This window comes from Streptomyces sp. CGMCC 4.7035, assembly GCF_031583065.1.
In the GTDB taxonomy this organism is placed as follows: Bacteria; Actinomycetota; Actinomycetes; order Streptomycetales; family Streptomycetaceae; genus Streptomyces; species Streptomyces yaanensis.
Genome location: NZ_CP134053.1, coordinates 4520429 through 4536660 on the forward strand (window position 1 = coordinate 4520429; position 16232 = coordinate 4536660).

Genomic DNA, 16232 nt, shown 5'->3' on the forward strand with positions numbered 1-16232 from the left:
CCGCATGACCGAGGTCGTCGTCCCGCCGCACACCGAGATCCGCGACGGTCTGCCCGTCGTCGACCTGTCCGCCGCCCTGCGCACCGGAGCTCCGGTGCTCGGGGCGATGGAGCGGGTCAGAAGGTTCGGACCCGCTTTCTACCAGCGCGTCCACGGTCAGGAGCAGTTGTTCGTCGCCGGGCTCGATCTGGTGACCGAGCTGGCCGACGAGCAGCGGTTCGCGAAGTCCTTGGGTCCGGCGCTGCTGAACGTACGGGAGTTCGCCGGCGACGGCCTGTTCACGGCGTTCAACGACGAGCCGAACTGGGCCAGGGCGCACGACCTGCTGATGCCGGCCTTCGCCCTGGGTTCGATGCACACCTACCACCCGGTGATGGTGCGCGTCGCCCGCCGGCTGATCGATGCCTGGGATCGTCATGCCGCGGCCGGCACTCCGGTGGACGTGCCCGAGGACATGACCCGGATGACGCTGGACACCATCGGCCTGGCCGGGTTCGGCTTCGACTTCGGTTCCTTCCGGGGCGAGCGGCAGCACCCGTTCGTCGGAGCGATGGTGCGCTGTCTGACCTGGGCGATGAAGCGGCTGGCCCGTAGGCCCGGGGTGGACTACGGGGAGGTGGACGAGGCGTTCCGCGCCGATGCCGGGTATCTGACGTCGGTGGTGGACGAGGTGATCGCCGCGCGCACGGCGGGCGGCGCGCCGGACGGGGGCGTCGAGGACCTGCTGGGGCTGATGCTGCGGGCCGTGCACCCGTCCGACGGCAAGCCCCTGGACGCGAGGAACATCCGCAACCAGGTGATCACCTTCCTGATCGCGGGGCACGAGACGACGTCCGGCACCCTCGCCTTCGCGCTGTACTTCCTGGCCAAGCATCCGGAGGTGCTGCACCGGGTGCGGCGGGAGGTGGACGAACTGTGGGGCGACGTCGTGGATCCGGAGCCGACGTACGAGGACGTCGGCCGGCTGCGCTACACCCGCCAGGTCCTGGGCGAGACACTGCGGCTGTGGCCCGCCGCGCCCGCCTTCGTCCGCCAGGCCCGCGAGGACACCCTGCTCGGCGGGCGCATCCCGCTGCGGGCCGGTCAGCCGGCCGGAGTGATCATCCCGATGCTGCACCGCGACCCGGTGTGGGGCGACAACCCGGACCTGTTCGATCCCGCACGCTTCGCGCCGGAGGCGGAGTCCGCGCGCTCCCCGCACGCGTACAAGCCGTTCGGCACCGGTGAACGCGCCTGCATCGGGCGGCAGTTCGCGCTGCACGAGGCCACCCTGCTGCTGGGCCTGCTGGCCCACCGCTACCGGCTGATCGACCATGACCAATACGAGCTGAACGTCCGGCAGACACTTACCATCAAGCCGGACGGCCTCACCCTCACCCTGATCCGGCGTACGTCGGCGGACCGCGCCACCCGGCCCGCGCCCACCCGGCCCACGCGGGCCTTTGACTTCGCGCGGCCCGGGCGCGTGCGGCAGGGCACCTCCGTGCTGCTCCTGCACGGCTCCAACTACGGCACCTGCCGCGATGTGACCGCCCAACTGGCCGACCATGCAGATCAGTTGGGCTGCACCACGGACGTGGCGCCCTTGGACGCGTACGCCGGCGCCCTGCCGACCGACCGGCCGGTGGTCATCACCGCAGCCTCCTACAACGGGCAACCCACCGACGACGCGGCCGCCTTCGTCCGCCGGCTGGGGAACGCCGCACCCGGCGCGGCGAACGGCGTCACCTACGCCGTCCTGGGCGTCGGCGACCGCAACTGGACGGCCACGTACCAGCGCGTCCCGGCCCTCATCGACGAGCGCCTGACGGCCCTGGGCGGCACCCGGTTGGTGGAGCGGGGGGCGGCCGACGCCTCCGGTGATCTCACGGGCGCGGTCCGGGAGTTCACCGTACGGCTGCGCTCCGCGCTGCTGGAGTACGCCGGGGACCCTGCCGCCACGCAGAGCGCACCGGAGGGTCCGGGGTACGCGGTCGCCGAGGTCTCGGGCGGTTCACTGGACGCGCTCGCGGACCGGCACGGCATGAGCGCGATGACCGTCACCGAGGTGCGGAGCCTCACCGCTCCGGCTCATCCGCGCGTCAAGCGGTTCGTGCGCCTGTCGCTGCCCGAGGGCATGTCGTACCGCACGGGCGACCATCTCGCCGTGCTCCCTGCCCATGACCCGGCCCTCGTCGAACGCGCGGCCCGGATCCTGGGCGTCGACCTCGACACGGTCCTCGGCATCACCCCCACGCGGCCCCGCCGCGACGGCCTGGCCGTCGACCGGCCGCTGTCCGTACGGGAGTTGTTCACCCATCACCTGGAACTGCGGGAGCGCCCGACCGCCGACCGGCTCCGGCTGCTGGCCGGGCTCAACCCCTGCCCGCCCGAGCGAGGGGCCCTGGAGGCGCTCGCGGGCGACGCGTCCGCGCTCACCGCCGACCGCCGCACCCTGCTCGACCTGATCGAGGACCACCCGGCCCTGCGCGAGTCCCTGACCTGGCCCGTGCTGCTGGATCTGCTGCCCCCGATCAGGCCCCGTACGTACTCCATCTCCTCCTCGCCCACCGTGGACCCGGATCACGTCGACCTGATGGTCTCCCTGCTGCAAGCGCCCGCTCGCTCCGGACGTGGCACGTACCACGGCTCCGGCTCCGGCCACCTCTGCGCACTGCGCCCCGGCGCCACCGTGCTCGCGCGCGTGCAGCCCTGCCGCGAGGTCTTCCGGGTCCGGCACGACGATGCTCCGGTGATCATGGTCGCGGCGGGCACCGGGCTCGCTCCCTTCCGCGGCGCCCTCGCCGATCGGGTCGCCCGGCTGGCTTCCGGAGCCCGACTCGCCCCGGCGGTCTGCTACTTCGGCTGCGACTCTCCCGACGGTGACTTCCTGCACGCCCAGGAACTGCGCGCCGCCGAGCGGGCGGGAGCGGTCGAGTTGCGTCCCGTCTTCAGCGCGGCTCCGGTCGACGGGCAGCGATTCGTCCAGCACCGCATCGCCGCCGAGGCTGACGCGGTGTGGAAGCTGCTCGGCGCGGGCGCCCGGGTCCATGTGTGCGGCGACGGACGGTACATGGCACCCGGAGTACGGGACGCCTTCCGCGACCTGTACGTGCGGCACACCGCCGGCGCCGACGAGAGGGCAGCCCGCGAATGGCTGCTGGACCTGATGAACCAGGGCCGGTACATAGAGGACGTATATGCCGGTTGACCACGCCGACCGGGCACAATTCACCGGCCTCAGTACTGGGTCACGTCGAATTCTCGTAAAGCGGTGATATATGACCCAACCATGGCCAAACCTCACGTCGCGGACCACACGTCGGTACCGCAGGGTCAAGGTGTCAACACACTCTCGCCCGCCCCTGTCTCCGAACGGGTCGGGGGCGCGGAGCGTCGCGTCCGCCTTCGCCTCCAGGACCGGCTCGTGCCCGGCGCCGCGCCGGCCCTCGCCCTGTTCGCGTCCCTCCGTCTCGCCGGTGTCGCCGCGATCGCCCTGGCGAACCATCTGGCCGGCCGCCCGCTGCTCAAGGCTCTGACGCATTCGTGGGACTCGCGCTGGTATCTGCACATCGCCGAGCACGGGTACGGCACCCGCGTCCACGTGCTCGCCACCACCGGCGCCGTCCAGCGGGACTGGGCGTTCTTCCCGCTCTACCCGGGACTCATCCGTATCGTGTCGACCGTCCTTCCGCTCACTCCGGGCGCCGCCGCCCTGCTCATCGCCTGGTGCGCGGCAGGGGTGGCCGCGTACGGCATCTACGCGATCGGACATCATCTGTACGGACGCGCGGTCGCCACCGCACTCGTCGGCTTGTGGGCCGCCCTGCCGCACTCCGTCGTCCTCGACATCGCCTATACAGAGCCCCTGTTCACCGCGCTCGCCGCATGGTCCCTGTACGCCGTGCTCAGGAGCCGCTGGCTATGGGCGGGCGCGCTGGCCGGCCTGGCGGGGCTGTCCCGGCCGACCGGGTTCGCCGTCGCCGCGGCGATCATTGCCGTGGCGGCACACGAGGTCGTCAGGTGGCGCGGCCGAGTTCCCCGCGGGCTGTGGATCGGCACGGCGATCGCCCCGCTCGGCTGGGTGGGCTTCGTCCTGTGGGTCGGCGACAGCACGGGCGATCCGCTGGGCGGCTACTTCAGGGTGCAGCGCGCCTGGGACTCGCGCTTCGACTTCGGCGCCGGCTCGCTGCACTTCCTCAGGGCGCTGCTCCTGCACGGCGGCCGGGTCGACTACCCGCTGGCGCTGGTGATCGTCACGGCGGCCGTCCTGCTGTTCTGTCTGCTGTGCATGGACCGTGCCCCGCTGGGGCTGATCGTGTACGCCGGCATACTCGTTCTGATCACGGTCGGCGGCTCCGGGCCGTACGCGTCGAAACCGCGTTTCCTGCTGCCCGCGTTCCCCCTGCTGCTGCCGCTCGCCTTCGGTCTCGCACGGACCTGGAGGGTCCGGCCGAAACACGCCCTCCTGCTCGGCACCGCCCTCGCCGCTGTCTCCCTGGTCTACGGGACGTATCTCCTGACGACCAGCCGCACGCCGTTGTGAGCCCGGCACCCGGCCGAACGACCGCCCCACGCGCGGCCCGTCGCCGCGGGCCGCGCGTCCGACGAACAGAGGGCAGCCATCGATCTCCGTGCCGGCCCGGGCGGCGTCCGGCCGGCCCCGCCGCGTCTGGGCCGTACCGGTGCGGGTACCCGAAGCGGCGGAAGAACTCTTCTGAGGAGATGACTTGGATGCTCATCATCGGACTGCTCCTCCTGGCGGCCACCGGCGCCTTCGCCGGCCTGGCGATCGCCGGCAACCTGTCCGGCGGCCCCGAATACACCGTGTCGATGCTCGATCACCCCATCGCCACCATGAACGCCCTCGCCATCTTCAGCTCCGGCCTCGCCCTGGCGTTGCTCTTCGCGCTGGGTCTTGCCGCGGCCGTGAACGCGGCCACGCACCACCGGCACAGGGGCCCGCGATCGCACCGGGCACGGGGGACCACGGCGGCCCACATGTGACGGGACCCGAGACCTCTCCCCCTCAACGGTCCGGGTCGTCGGGCTCGGCAGCGGCGCGCCAGCCGCTCCAGCGGTGGACGGTGACCACGACGACCGGTCCGTCCGGCGGGCTGTCGCGGTACTGGGGGTACTTTCGCCGCAGCAGGGCGACGGCTGCCTCGTACGCGTGCCGGTCCTGTTCCGTCGGCGCGTCGGGCGGCACGGTCCGGGCGCCGCCGTCGGCGCGGACCCACCACAGCCGGTCCCAGTCCTCGTCGTACGCGTCCACAAGCAGGCACACGGCCGGGTTGACGGCGATGTTGTGCAGCCGTTTCAGCCGCTGGGAGCTCTTGGGCTTGCGGTCGACGGCCATGACGATCCCGTCGTCGCCGTACCGGGCGAACACGACCGGAACGAGGTGGGGGCGTCCCTCGGGGTCCACCGTCGCCAGCCGCGCGACCCGGGCCGCGGTGAACCGTCGCCGCGCCTCGTCCTCGTCCATCCGCGGCACCGCCACACCTCTTCCTGTCGCCGGATCGCGGGGCCCGTCCTCAGTCGCCGTGCAGTGCTCGGAGGACATCGTCGTCCGTCAGCTGCTCGAAGTCCTCGTAACACAGGCCCACGGCGGTGAAGGAACTCGGCCGCTTCAGGCAGATCACGTCGTCGGCGTCGTGGCTCAGCAGTTCGGCGGCCTCGGGCGAGGACACCGGCACGGCCAGGACGACACGTGCGGGTTCCTGACGGCGTACGGACGACAGTGCGGCACTTGCCGTGACCCCGGTGGCGAGCCCGTCGTCGACGACGATCACGGTGCGTCCGCCGAGTTCCGGAGCGGGGCGCCCCTGCCGGTAGAGGCGCTCCCGGCGGTGGAGTTCCCTCCGCTCACGTGCCACCACCGGAGCGAGGTCGGCCTCGCTCAGACCCAGCTGGTCCAGCGCCCAGTCGTCGAACAGCGGAGGGCCGTCGCCGACGATCGCGCCGATGCCGTACTCCTCGTGGGAGGGGGCGCCGATCTTGCGTACGACGAGCACGTCGAGCGGGGCGTCCAGGGCCCGGGCCACCTCGGCGGCCACGGCGACCCCGCCGCGCGGCAGCGCGAGGACGACCACCGGGTCCGGGAAGGCCCCCTTTTCCTGAAGGACACGCAGACACCGGGCCAGTTCCCGCCCGGCCTCTCTGCGGTCTCGGAACGGCATGTACTCGCCTTTCACGGGGCGGGCGCCGATACGATGGTGCCCCTTGTCCGGCGCTGCCGGGTACCCGATGTCCGCCTCCTTCCACCGTCTCACCCTTTGTCCGGAGCGGCCGCCCGGGCGACGGCCGATCGGAGGTGGTACGGGGGACGGCCGGGCGCGTTCGGCTGCCACGGCGCTGGGGCCGGGGGCACACTGGAAGGGCACACCCGCTCCTCGCGGGCGTGCCGGTCATGGGGCTCACCGCAACCGCGGACCGACGTCTCCGCTGACGGTCCTGGTCCAACGGTGCCGACCAGGAGGAACCATGCCCACACCCACGGCACCCTCTCCGTCGATACGAACCGGCATGCGACATCGCCTGGTACGGCTGCTGGCGCGGCGTCGTCCCCCACCCGCCCGTCCCTCGCGCCAGGCCGAGCTTCGGGCCCTGACCGCGCTGTTGGACGAGGCGGTCGAAGCCCAGCGGGGCGCCGACGAGGCGGTGGCGGCGTGCGGCGAGCCCGGTCCGGTGCGCGCGACGGCCGCACGGGAGTGTGGACAGCACAGCGTGACCTTCCACCGGCTGAGTGGACGGTTGAACAGCCTGCCGGTGACGTATCCCGATCTCGCCGAGGCGCGGGCACGGGCGGGACGGCTGCTGGCGTACCACCAGTGGATGGTGCGCCAGGCGATGGACCTGGCGTTCACCGCGCACGCGGACGCCCGGACCGAGGCCGCGCGGCTGCGCCTGAACGGCCTGGGCCGGCCCGCGGACGACCTTCGCGGACTGCGTGACCTCCTGCGCGGCCAGGCCGAGCGGAGCAGCCCATGAGAGCCACCCTGCCGGTGTGCGGCCCGCGCACCGGTCCGGGGCCGAACAGGCCGTGTGCCACCGGCCGCTGACCGGCTCACCGGCTCACCGGCTCACCGGCTCACCGACGAGACAAGGAGGCCGTCGTGGAGTTCGACGTCATCGTGGAGATCCCCCAGGGATCGCGCAACAAGTACGAGATGGACCACGAACTGCACCGACTCCGCCTGGACCGGATGCTGTTCACCTCCACCCAGTACCCGGCCGACTACGGCTACATCGACCACACCCTCGGCGGCGACGGTGACCCGCTCGACGCCCTCGTCCTGGTCGGCGACCCCACCTTCCCCGGCTGTGTGATCGAGTGCCGCGCCGTCGGCATGTTCGTCATGAAGGACGAGAAGGGCCCCGACGAGAAAATCCTCTGCGTCCCGGCGCACGACCCGCGCTATGAGACGGTGCAGGACATCGACGACGTCCCGGTCTTCGACCGGCTGGAGATCACCCACTTCTTCGAGGTCTACAAGGACCTGGAGCCCGGCAAGTCGGTCGAGGGTTCCCACTGGGAGGGACGGGACAAGGCGTACGCGGAGATCGAGACCTCCCGCAGGCGCGCCGCCGAAGGCTGAGTCGCCCGGCTCAGCCGACGACGCCTTCACGGTCGCGCGACAGCACCGTGACACGGCGGAAGTTGCACGCTGTTGGCGACGGGCTCCCCGGAGGGGACGCCTGATGTGCCTTGAGCGCCACGCTCACCAGACTCAACAGCAGGTCGACGTCGGCGTCGCAGTCGAGGTGCACGGTCACCCACAGCGAGCCGGGCACCATGCGGATGGCGGTCGACTCGGCGAGGTCGCCGGAGAACCGCTGGATGGCCCGGCTGGTGAGGTGCAGGTCCGCCTCGTAGTCGGAATGGAAGTGGACGATGTCGTTGTGCGTGGAGATGTCGCTGTGCGAGGAGCGGAGCGCCTGCCCTGTGCCGCAACTCGCCGGTCCCGCCGTGAGGTCGGGCCAGGCCTTGAGTTGTTCCAGGGCGCGCTGGGCCAGAGTCATGGTCCCATCGTCGCCCCCTCACTCCGCAGACACCAGAGGTTGAGGGATCCGTAACCGGGACGTGAGGTTGACCGTTCGGCGGGGTCCGTCGTGGCGTCGGGCCGCGGTCTTGCTCGACATCACCCGCCGCCCGTCTCACGGCCGCCCGGGCGGCGGCGTAGGAGGCCGATCAGTGGAGGGGCCGCCAACAGGACGGCCAGGGCCGCGTAACCGTGGGTGAGGGTGGTGAGCGTGGCGGCGCCCGCGACGAGCAAGGGGCCGCCCGCGTCTCCGAGTTCGCGGCCGAGTTCGGCGGCGCCCATGGTCTGCCCGAGGCGTTCGGCGGGGGTGCCGGCGGCCAGCGCGGCGAAGCCCAGTGGGGTGATCAGGCCGGTTCCGGCGCCGATCAGGGCGGCGCCGGTGAGCACACCCGCCGGCCCCGGGAGCATGGCGCAGGCCAGACCGACGGCCGTCACCAGCAGTCCGGCGGCGATGCCGGAGCGGGCGGTGAGGCGTCCTTCGTCGAGCGCGCGGCCGGCCCGCGGCTGCACCAGGGCCGCGCACGCGGCGAGCACCGACACGGCGGCGCCGGTGGCGGCCGTACCGAGGCCGGCTGCCCGGCCCGAGACGGGCAGGAAGCCGACGCCGGCCGAGAGGGCGGCGGTCGCCGCGGCCAGTGCGGCCGTCGGCGCGAGGAAGCCGGGATCGGCCAGCCGCCGGGCCAGATCCAGCACTGTCTGCCGGGACTTGGGCAGCGGCGGTACGACGGGCACGGCGCGCGCGGCCCAGACGGCGACCGCCGCGCCCAGCACCGTCAGTACGGCGAACAGCAGCCGCAGGCCCCCGGCCCACACCAGGACCCCGCCGAGCAGCGGACCGAGGGTGTATCCGATCGACTTGTAGAAGCCATAGCTGCCGAAGGCGCGACCGCGTTTCGCGGCCGGGTTGAGCCGGGCGACCAGCGCGGAGGCGGACGGGGAGAAGGCGGAGGCCGCGGCGCCCTGACCGAAGCGGGCGGCCCACAGCCAGCCGGGACGGTCCGCGACGACGTACAAGGCGGACGCGGCGGCGAAGGCGACCAGACCGCCGAGCAGCACGGGGCGGGCTCCGACGCGGTCGGCGAGCGCGCCGAAGACCGGCTTGAGCACGACCTCGGCGCCGTCGTACAGCGCGAGCAGGCCGCCGAGCACCAGGAGCGAGGTGACGGCGTCCTCGGAGAAGCCGCCCAGGTTCGCGGCGATACCGTGCGCACCGAAGGCCGTGGTGAAGCCGGCCGCGTACAACGGCCGCATATGCCGCGCAGGAGCCGCCTGCGCGGCCGGCGGCGTGGTCACCGCTCCTCCTCGGGGATCCCGCGCAGCTCGCACTGGACCGCCACCTCGTGCCGGTACGGCTCGGCGGGCAATGTGATCAAGAGGACGAGCCAGCGGCTCACCGGTGCCATCGTCACGCTGGTGAAGGTAGCAAGCGTGACATCTGCCCGGCCGGTACGGGAGATGGCGGGCCCGGGGAGAGGTCCCGGGCCGCCGCCTCCGCGAGGCCCTCAGTGGTGCGCCACGAGCTCCTTGAGGTCGATGTTGAGTTCGAGGACGTTCACGCGGGGCTCGCCCATGAAGCCGAGGGTCCGGCCCTCGGTGTGGTCCTTGACCAGCTTCTCCACCTGGGTGACGGGCAGCCCGTTCTTCTCGGCGACGCGGTGGGCCTGGATCTCCGCGTACTGCGGGGAGATGTCCGGGTCCAGACCCGAGCCGGAGGAGGTGACCGCGTCGGCGGGCACGTCGGACGGCTCGACCGTGTAGCCGGCCACCGAGTTGTCCTTGACGACCGCGGCCTTGGCCGTCTTCACCCAGTCGATCAGATCCTTGTTGTCGGCCGAGCGGTTGGTCGCGCCGGACAGGATCAACTTGTACTGCGTATTGACGCTGTTGCTGCCGAGACCGTTCTGCGGGCGGCCCTGGAACCACTTCAGGTCGGCGTCCGGGGTCTCCTGACCCTTCTTCAGCGGCAGGTTGTACGCCTGCCCGATCAGGGACGAGCCGACGACCTTGCCGTCCGCCTTGATCTCGGAGCCGTTCGCCTTGTCACTGAACAGCCCCTGCGCGATGCCGGTGACGACGAGCGGATAGATGACACCCGTCACCAGGGTCAGCACGAGGAGGGCGCGCAGACCCGCCCCGAGCAACCGGACAGTGTTCGTTACCGAGTTGTTCATGGCGATCAACCGATTCCGGGAATGAGGGAGATGAGCAGATCGATGATCTTGATGCCGATGAAGGGGGCGATCAAGCCGCCCAGGCCGTAGATTCCGAGGTTGCGCCGCAGCATCTTGTCGGCGCTCACCGGCCGGTACTGCACGCCCTTCAGGGAGAGCGGTACGAGGGCGATGATGATCAGCGCGTTGAAGATGACCGCCGACAGGATCGCGGAGTTGGGCGAGGCCAGGTGCATGATGTTCAGCTTGTCCAGGCCCGGGTAGACCACCGCGAACAGCGCCGGGATGATCGCGAAGTACTTCGCGACGTCGTTGGCGATGGAGAACGTCGTCAGCGCACCCCGCGTGATCAGCAACTGCTTGCCGATCTCCACGATCTCGATGAGCTTGGTCGGGTTGGAGTCGAGGTCGACCATGTTGCCGGCCTCCTTGGCGGCCGACGTACCCGTGTTCATCGCCACGCCCACGTCCGCCTGTGCGAGCGCGGGCGCGTCGTTGGTGCCGTCACCGGTCATCGCGACGAGCTTGCCGCCCGCCTGCTCCCGCTTGATGAGGGCCATCTTGTCCTCGGGAGTGGCCTCCGCGAGGAAGTCGTCGACACCCGCCTCCTCGGCGATCGCCTTGGCCGTCAACGGGTTGTCGCCCGTGATCATGACGGTCTTGATGCCCATGCGGCGCAGTTCGTCGAACCGCTCCCGCATGCCCTCCTTGACGACGTCCTTGAGGTGGATCACACCAAGGACCCTGGGGCCCTTGTCGTCCTCGATGGCGACGAGCAGCGGGGTGCCACCTGCCTCGGAGATGCGGTCGGCGGTCTTGCCCGCGTCCTCGGCGACCGTGCCGCCCCGCTCCTCGACCCAGGCGATGACCGAACCGGCCGCGCCCTTGCGGATCTTGCGCCCGTCGACGTCCACGCCCGACATCCGGGTCTGGGCGGTGAAGGCGATCCACTCGGCGCCGACCAGCTCGCCCTGGTGGCGCTCGCGCAGGCCGTGCTTCTCCTTCGCCAGTACGACGATGGAGCGGCCCTCGGGCGTCTCGTCGGCCAGCGAGGAAAGCTGGGCGGCGTCCGCGACCTCGGCCTCGGTGGTGCCCCTGACCGGGACGAACTCGGAGGCCTGGCGGTTGCCGAGCGTGATGGTGCCCGTCTTGTCGAGCAGCAGCGTGGAGACGTCACCGGCGGCCTCGACCGCACGGCCCGACATCGCCAGAACGTTGCGCTGCACCAGTCGGTCCATGCCCGCGATACCGATCGCCGACAGCAGCGCGCCGATCGTCGTCGGGATGAGGCAGACCAGCAGCGCCACCAGCACGACCATCGTCAGATGCGTGCCCGCGTAGGTGGCGAACGGCGGCAGCGTGGCGCACGCGAGGAGGAAGACGATCGTCAGCGACGCCAGCAGGATGTTCAGCGCGATCTCGTTGGGCGTCTTCTGCCGTGCGGCGCCCTCGACGAGGCTGATCATCCGGTCGATGAAGGTCTCGCCGGGCTTCGTCGTGATCTTGATGACGATCCGGTCGGACAGCACCTTCGTACCGCCGGTGACCGCGGACCGGTCGCCGCCGGACTCACGGATGACCGGCGCCGACTCACCCGTGATCGCCGACTCGTCGACCGAGGCGACTCCCTCGACGACATCACCGTCGCCGGGGATGATGTCGCCCGCTTCGCACACCACCAGGTCACCGATGCGCAGTTCCGTGCCCGCGACCCGCTCTTCGCTGTCCCCCACGAGACGCCGGGCGACCGTGTCCGTCTTGGCCTTGCGCAGCGTGTCGGCCTGCGCCTTGCCACGGCCCTCGGCAACGGCCTCGGCCAGGTTGGCGAAGACGACCGTCAGCCACAGCCAGGCGCTGATCGCCCAGCCGAACCAGTCGCCCAGGTCCTTGAAGGAGAAGACCGTCGTCAGGAGCGAACCGATCCACACCACGAACATCACGGGCGACTTGACCATCACCCGCGGGTCGAGCTTGCGGAAGGCGTCCGGCAGCGACTTGACCAGCTGCTTGGGGTCGAAGAGGCCCGCGCCTACGCGGCTCTCTTCCTTGTGGCCGGTCGGCACATCGCTGTGCGGGGCCCGGGTCGGAGTGGCTGTGGACATCGAGTCCTCTTGCTTCTCTGTACGAGTGGTCATGACGCCAGCCCCTCCGCCAGCGGACCCAGCGCGAGTGCCGGGAAATAGGTCAGACCGGTGATGATCAGGATCGCGCCCACGAGGAGGCTCGTGAACAGCGGCTTCTCGGTGCGCAGGGTGCCCGCGGTGACCGGCACCGGCTGCTGCTCGGCGAGCGAGCCGGCCAGCGCCAGTACGAACACCATGGGCAGGAAGCGGCCGAACAGCATGGCCAGGCCCAGGGTGCTGTTGAACCACTGGGTGTCGGCGTTCAGACCGGCGAAGGCAGAGCCGTTGTTGTTCGCGGCGGACGTGTAGGCGTAGAGGATCTCGGAGAAGCCGTGCGCGCCGGAGTTGGTCATCGAGTGCGCCGGCGTCGGCAGCGCCATCGCGGCCGCGGTGAAGACCAGGACCAGGGCCGGGGTGATGAGGATGTAGCAGGCCGCCAGCTTGATCTCGCGGGTACCGATCTTCTTGCCCAGGTACTCGGGCGTACGGCCGACCATCAGACCGGCGATGAACACCGCGATCACGGCCATGATCAGCATGCCGTAGAGGCCTGAGCCCGTACCACCGGGCGCGATCTCACCCAGCATCATGCCGAGCATGGTGATGCCACCGCCCAGACCGGTGAAGGAGGAGTGGAAGGAGTCCACCGCACCGGTCGAGGTGAGCGTGGTCGCCACCGCGAAGATCGACGAGCCGCCGACGCCGAAGCGGGTCTCCTTGCCCTCCATCGCCCCGCCCGCGATCTGCAGCGCCGGGCCGTGGTGGGCGAACTCGGTCCACATCATCAGGGCGGTGAAACCGATCCAGATGGTGGCCATGGTGGCGAGGATCGCGTAGCCCTGCTTGACCGAGCCGACCATGATGCCGAAGGTGCGGGTCAGGGCGAACGGGATCACCAGGATCAGGAAGATCTCGAAGAGGTTGGAGAAGGGCGTCGGGTTCTCGAAGGGATGGGCGGAGTTGGCGTTGAAGTAGCCGCCGCCGTTGGTGCCCAGCTCCTTGATGGCCTCCTGCGAGGCGACCGCGCCGCCGTTCCACTGCTGCGAACCTCCCATGAACTGACCGACTTCGTGGATGCCGGAGAAGTTCTGGATCGCGCCGCAGGCGACCAGGACGATCGCGGCGATCGCGGCGCCCGGCACCAGGATGCGGATGGTGCCGCGCACCAGGTCGGACCAGAAGTTGCCGAGTTCGCCGGTGCGGGAGCGCGCGAAGCCGCGCACCAGGGCCACCGCCACCGCGATACCGACGGCCGCGGAGACGAAGTTCTGCACGGCCAGACCGGCGGTCTGCACGACGTGGCCCATGGCCTGCTCGCCGTAGTACGACTGCCAGTTGGTGTTGGTCACGAAGGACACGGCGGTGTTGAACGCCTGGTCCGCGTCGATCGCCGAGAAGCCGAGCGAACCGGGCAGGGAGCCCTGGATCCGCTGCAGCAGGTAGAGGAAGAGGACACTGACCGCGGAGAACGCGAGGACACCGCGCAGGTAGGCAGGCCAGCGCATCTCGACGTTCGGGTTGGCGCCGATGCCCTTGTAGATCCACTTCTCGACGCGCCAGTGCTTGTCGGAGGAGTAGACCTTGGCCATGTAGGTGCCGAGGGGAACGTAGGCGAGCGCGAGCGCGCCTGTCAGGGCGAGCAGTTGGAGCACGCCGGCAAGAACCGGACCCATGTCGCCCGCTGCGGCAGCAGCTGATGTCATGGTCAGAACCTCTCCGGGAAGATCAGGGCGAGGACGAGATAGCCCAGCAGGGCGACGGCCACGACCAGGCCGACTATGTTTTCGGCGGTCACAGCTTCGTCACCCCCTTGGCGGCGAGGGCCACCAGCGCGAAGACCGCGATCGTGGTGACGACGAAGGCCAGATCGGCCATCGTGAACTCCTGAAATGAGGTTCGGACTGCACTAGGACGGTTCGAGGAAACCGTGCTTCTGGCCGGCTTCGACTCCCCTTGACGGGTCCCTTACGGGGGTCCTCACGCCTTTGACGGGGCTCTTACGGACCCTGCGGCGACCTGCGGCAAGGCGCGTCACCAGGGAGCGGCACGGTGCGGTGGCTCCGGTATGCGGCCCAGGCCCAGCCGCTCGCCGATCCGGGCGTAGGCGCGGTGCACGATCTGGCCGGCGCGGGCATCCGCCGCCTGGATGTACTGGCCGAGTTGCAGGCCGCTCCGGACGTCGTCCTCGACCGGCTTCGCCGGGGGGCTGACCGCCCGCCTGGACGACGCCCGCGACCGCCTCGCCGACACCGACGGCACCGCTGTCCCCGTCGAATCCGCCGACCTGGTCCACCGCCGGCTGCGCCGCGACCTGATCGCGGTGGAAGCGGCGGAACGGCAGCGCCTGCACGACGAGCACGCCATAAGCGACACCACCCGCAGACGCCTCCAGCGGTCTTTGGACCTGGAGGAGGCCAGGCTGGCGGACGTGTGAGAAGGGCCGAACAGGAACTCAGCGGAACTCCGCCAACCGCGGTCTCAGCCCCAACCCGGTGAGCGCGACGGCGAGCAGCAACAGTCCACCGGACCACGGCAGTTGCTCGGCAAGATCCGCGCGGCCCGCCCGTACGGACGCGGTGAAATGGGCGCGGTTGATGTCGGTCAGCTGGTCCAGGGCGGTCATCCACGCCGCGAAGTGGGCGTTGGAGGTGTCGGGTTGCCAGTCCATACAGAACTCCACCGCCTCGTGCTCCTTCCCGGCCGCGAGCAGGTCGCGGATCTTGCGGTCGTCGCGTTGGTAGACGACGTAGGCCTGGACGGTCTTCTCGGCCGCGGTCCGCTCGCCGGGGAAGGTGATGTTGTCGAGTTCGCGCCGGAACTCCCCGGTGAAGCGCAGGTCGTGTCCGTCGGTGCGGTACGCCTGCCAGGTGACGGCGAGTTCGGCGTCGTACGTTCCCAGGTCCGCACCCTTGATCCCGTACAGCTGCTGGGACTTGGTGAGGAACGAGCTCGTGTACTGGTCCCGGCGCTCGGGGTCGAGGAGGTACCGGCTCTCGTCGGCGTTGGCGTCGTAGGCGATGGCGCGGGCGCGGGAGAGGGCCACGACGGAGTCGAAGGCATCGCGGCGGGCCCCACGCAGGTGCTCGGCGGAGGCGGAGAGCAGTTGTGCGCCGAGGAGGACGGAGACCAGCGTGCAGACGGTGGCGGCGAGGACACCGGGGTTGAGGATCCGGTGGAAACGGCGGGCCAGGTACCACTGCAGCACGCCGAGCGCGGCGAGGAGGAGCAGGCCCAGGGCGAGCACGGCGGCCAGTTGGGCCGACAGGGTGGAACGCGCCTGCGTGTACTGCCCGTTGAAGGCATCGTTGTTGGACTCCACCAACGTCCTCGCGTCCGGCAGGAGTCGGTGCTGGAGCAGATCCGTCGCCTTGCGGTAGTCGGCGAGCGCGGCCGCCTTGCCGCCGCTGTGCCCGTCGTTCTCCAGTGCGCGGCCGATCAGCTCCTGGTACTCGGCGAAGTCGTCGGTCAGCGACTCCACGGTCCGTTCGTCGGCCCTGTCCCCCTGGGCGGCGACGGCCAGGGTGCGCAGGTCGTGGCCGATCTCGCGGCGGGCGTCGCCGTAGAAGCCGACGGCTTTGCCGTACGGCGTCCGCAGGCGTCCCTTGCCCGCGTTGCCGCTGGACAGCAGGACGTTGGCGGCCTGCGCGTCCATGTTGTTCAGGGCGAGGTTCAGGTCGGCGGCGCTGATGGTGCGGGGTGCGTCACGGTCCGCGACGGTGTCCCAGGTGCCGGTGGCGGCCAGGCCGGCCAGCACAAGCAGCAGGGCCAGGGCGGCGGTGAGCGAGACCGTGACCGCGCGCAGGAAGCGCAGGCGCGCGGGCAGGGTGGCCCAGTAGCGACGGCGCAGAGCGGCCCACGCGGCCACGGTCTCGCGACGGAGGGGACGTTCCCGCCCACCGGGCCGCGGCCCCCCT

15 protein-coding genes are annotated in these 16232 nt (G+C 70.8%); 6 read left to right on the top strand and 9 right to left on the bottom strand.

The genetic code is table 11. From position 1 onward, the window contains the following. The first annotated feature begins 4 nt into the window (after positions 1-4). From Q2K21_RS19425 to Q2K21_RS19435, 3 genes are all read left to right on the top strand, one after another. On the top strand, positions 5-3190 hold the full coding sequence (locus Q2K21_RS19425; protein WP_310772630.1) for a bifunctional cytochrome P450/NADPH--P450 reductase: 3186 nt from the start codon (positions 5-7) through the stop codon (positions 3188-3190). Between the two features lie 81 nt (positions 3191-3271). Beyond that, on the top strand, positions 3272-4525 hold the full coding sequence (locus tag Q2K21_RS19430; RefSeq protein WP_310772632.1) for a hypothetical protein: 1254 nt from the start codon (positions 3272-3274) through the stop codon (positions 4523-4525). Between the two features lie 188 nt (positions 4526-4713). Further along, entirely contained in the window at positions 4714-4986 is a 273-nt protein-coding gene (locus Q2K21_RS19435; RefSeq protein WP_310772634.1) for a hypothetical protein, read from the top strand. A 22-nt stretch (positions 4987-5008) separates the two neighbouring features. Here the strand turns inward: Q2K21_RS19435 and Q2K21_RS19440 are convergent, their stop codons facing one another. Both Q2K21_RS19440 and Q2K21_RS19445 read right to left on the bottom strand, forming a co-directional pair. Next, on the bottom strand, positions 5009-5476 hold the full coding sequence (locus Q2K21_RS19440; protein ID WP_310781099.1) for a TIGR03668 family PPOX class F420-dependent oxidoreductase: 468 nt from the start codon (positions 5474-5476) through the stop codon (positions 5009-5011). Positions 5477-5516: 40 nt separating this feature from the next. Continuing rightward, positions 5517-6161, bottom strand: coding sequence for a phosphoribosyltransferase (locus tag Q2K21_RS19445; RefSeq protein ID WP_310772636.1), 645 nt, complete (start codon positions 6159-6161; stop codon positions 5517-5519). Positions 6162-6507: 346 nt separating this feature from the next. Between Q2K21_RS19445 and Q2K21_RS19450 the strand changes: the two genes are divergently transcribed. Continuing rightward, the gene (locus Q2K21_RS19450; RefSeq protein WP_310772638.1) at positions 6508-6972 is read left to right on the top strand and encodes a hypothetical protein; all 465 of its coding nucleotides are present in this window, start codon (positions 6508-6510) and stop codon (positions 6970-6972) included. Positions 6973-7097: 125 nt separating this feature from the next. Beyond that, positions 7098-7580 (top strand): inorganic diphosphatase, encoded by a 483-nt coding sequence (locus Q2K21_RS19455; RefSeq protein ID WP_310772640.1) that lies wholly within the window; start codon positions 7098-7100, stop codon positions 7578-7580. Positions 7581-7590: 10 nt separating this feature from the next. On the opposite strand, the gene Q2K21_RS19460 is transcribed toward Q2K21_RS19455, so the two are convergent. The 6 genes from Q2K21_RS19460 to kdpF form a co-directional block, all read right to left on the bottom strand. Continuing rightward, on the bottom strand, positions 7591-8004 hold the full coding sequence (locus tag Q2K21_RS19460; RefSeq protein ID WP_310772642.1) for a luciferase domain-containing protein: 414 nt from the start codon (positions 8002-8004) through the stop codon (positions 7591-7593). A gap of 119 nt (positions 8005-8123) precedes the next feature. Beyond that, positions 8124-9275 (bottom strand): MFS transporter, encoded by a 1152-nt coding sequence (locus Q2K21_RS19465; protein ID WP_310781103.1) that lies wholly within the window; start codon positions 9273-9275, stop codon positions 8124-8126. 251 nt (positions 9276-9526) lie between these two features. Beyond that, positions 9527-10195, bottom strand: coding sequence for a potassium-transporting ATPase subunit C (locus tag Q2K21_RS19470; RefSeq protein WP_310772644.1), 669 nt, complete (start codon positions 10193-10195; stop codon positions 9527-9529). A gap of 5 nt (positions 10196-10200) precedes the next feature. After that, positions 10201-12330, bottom strand: coding sequence for a potassium-transporting ATPase subunit KdpB (kdpB, locus tag Q2K21_RS19475; protein ID WP_310772646.1), 2130 nt, complete (start codon positions 12328-12330; stop codon positions 10201-10203). After that, positions 12327-13991 carry a potassium-transporting ATPase subunit KdpA gene (kdpA, locus tag Q2K21_RS19480; RefSeq protein ID WP_310781108.1) on the bottom strand — a complete coding sequence of 555 codons (1665 nt, stop codon included), beginning with the start codon at positions 13989-13991 and terminating at the stop codon, positions 12327-12329. Before kdpA ends, kdpB begins: the two co-directional genes overlap by 4 nt. Positions 13992-14023: 32 nt before the next feature. Beyond that, entirely contained in the window at positions 14024-14113 is a 90-nt protein-coding gene (kdpF, locus tag Q2K21_RS19485) for a K(+)-transporting ATPase subunit F (protein ID WP_016434100.1), read from the bottom strand. A 351-nt stretch (positions 14114-14464) separates the two neighbouring features. Between kdpF and Q2K21_RS19490 the strand changes: the two genes are divergently transcribed. Then, positions 14465-14752, top strand: coding sequence for a hypothetical protein (locus Q2K21_RS19490; RefSeq protein ID WP_310772648.1), 288 nt, complete (start codon positions 14465-14467; stop codon positions 14750-14752). Between the two features lie 18 nt (positions 14753-14770). Here the strand turns inward: Q2K21_RS19490 and Q2K21_RS19495 are convergent, their stop codons facing one another. Continuing rightward, positions 14771-16183, bottom strand: a complete 1413-nt coding sequence (locus tag Q2K21_RS19495) for a hypothetical protein (RefSeq protein WP_310772650.1) — start codon at positions 16181-16183, stop codon at positions 14771-14773. Positions 16184-16232 lie beyond the last annotated feature (49 nt).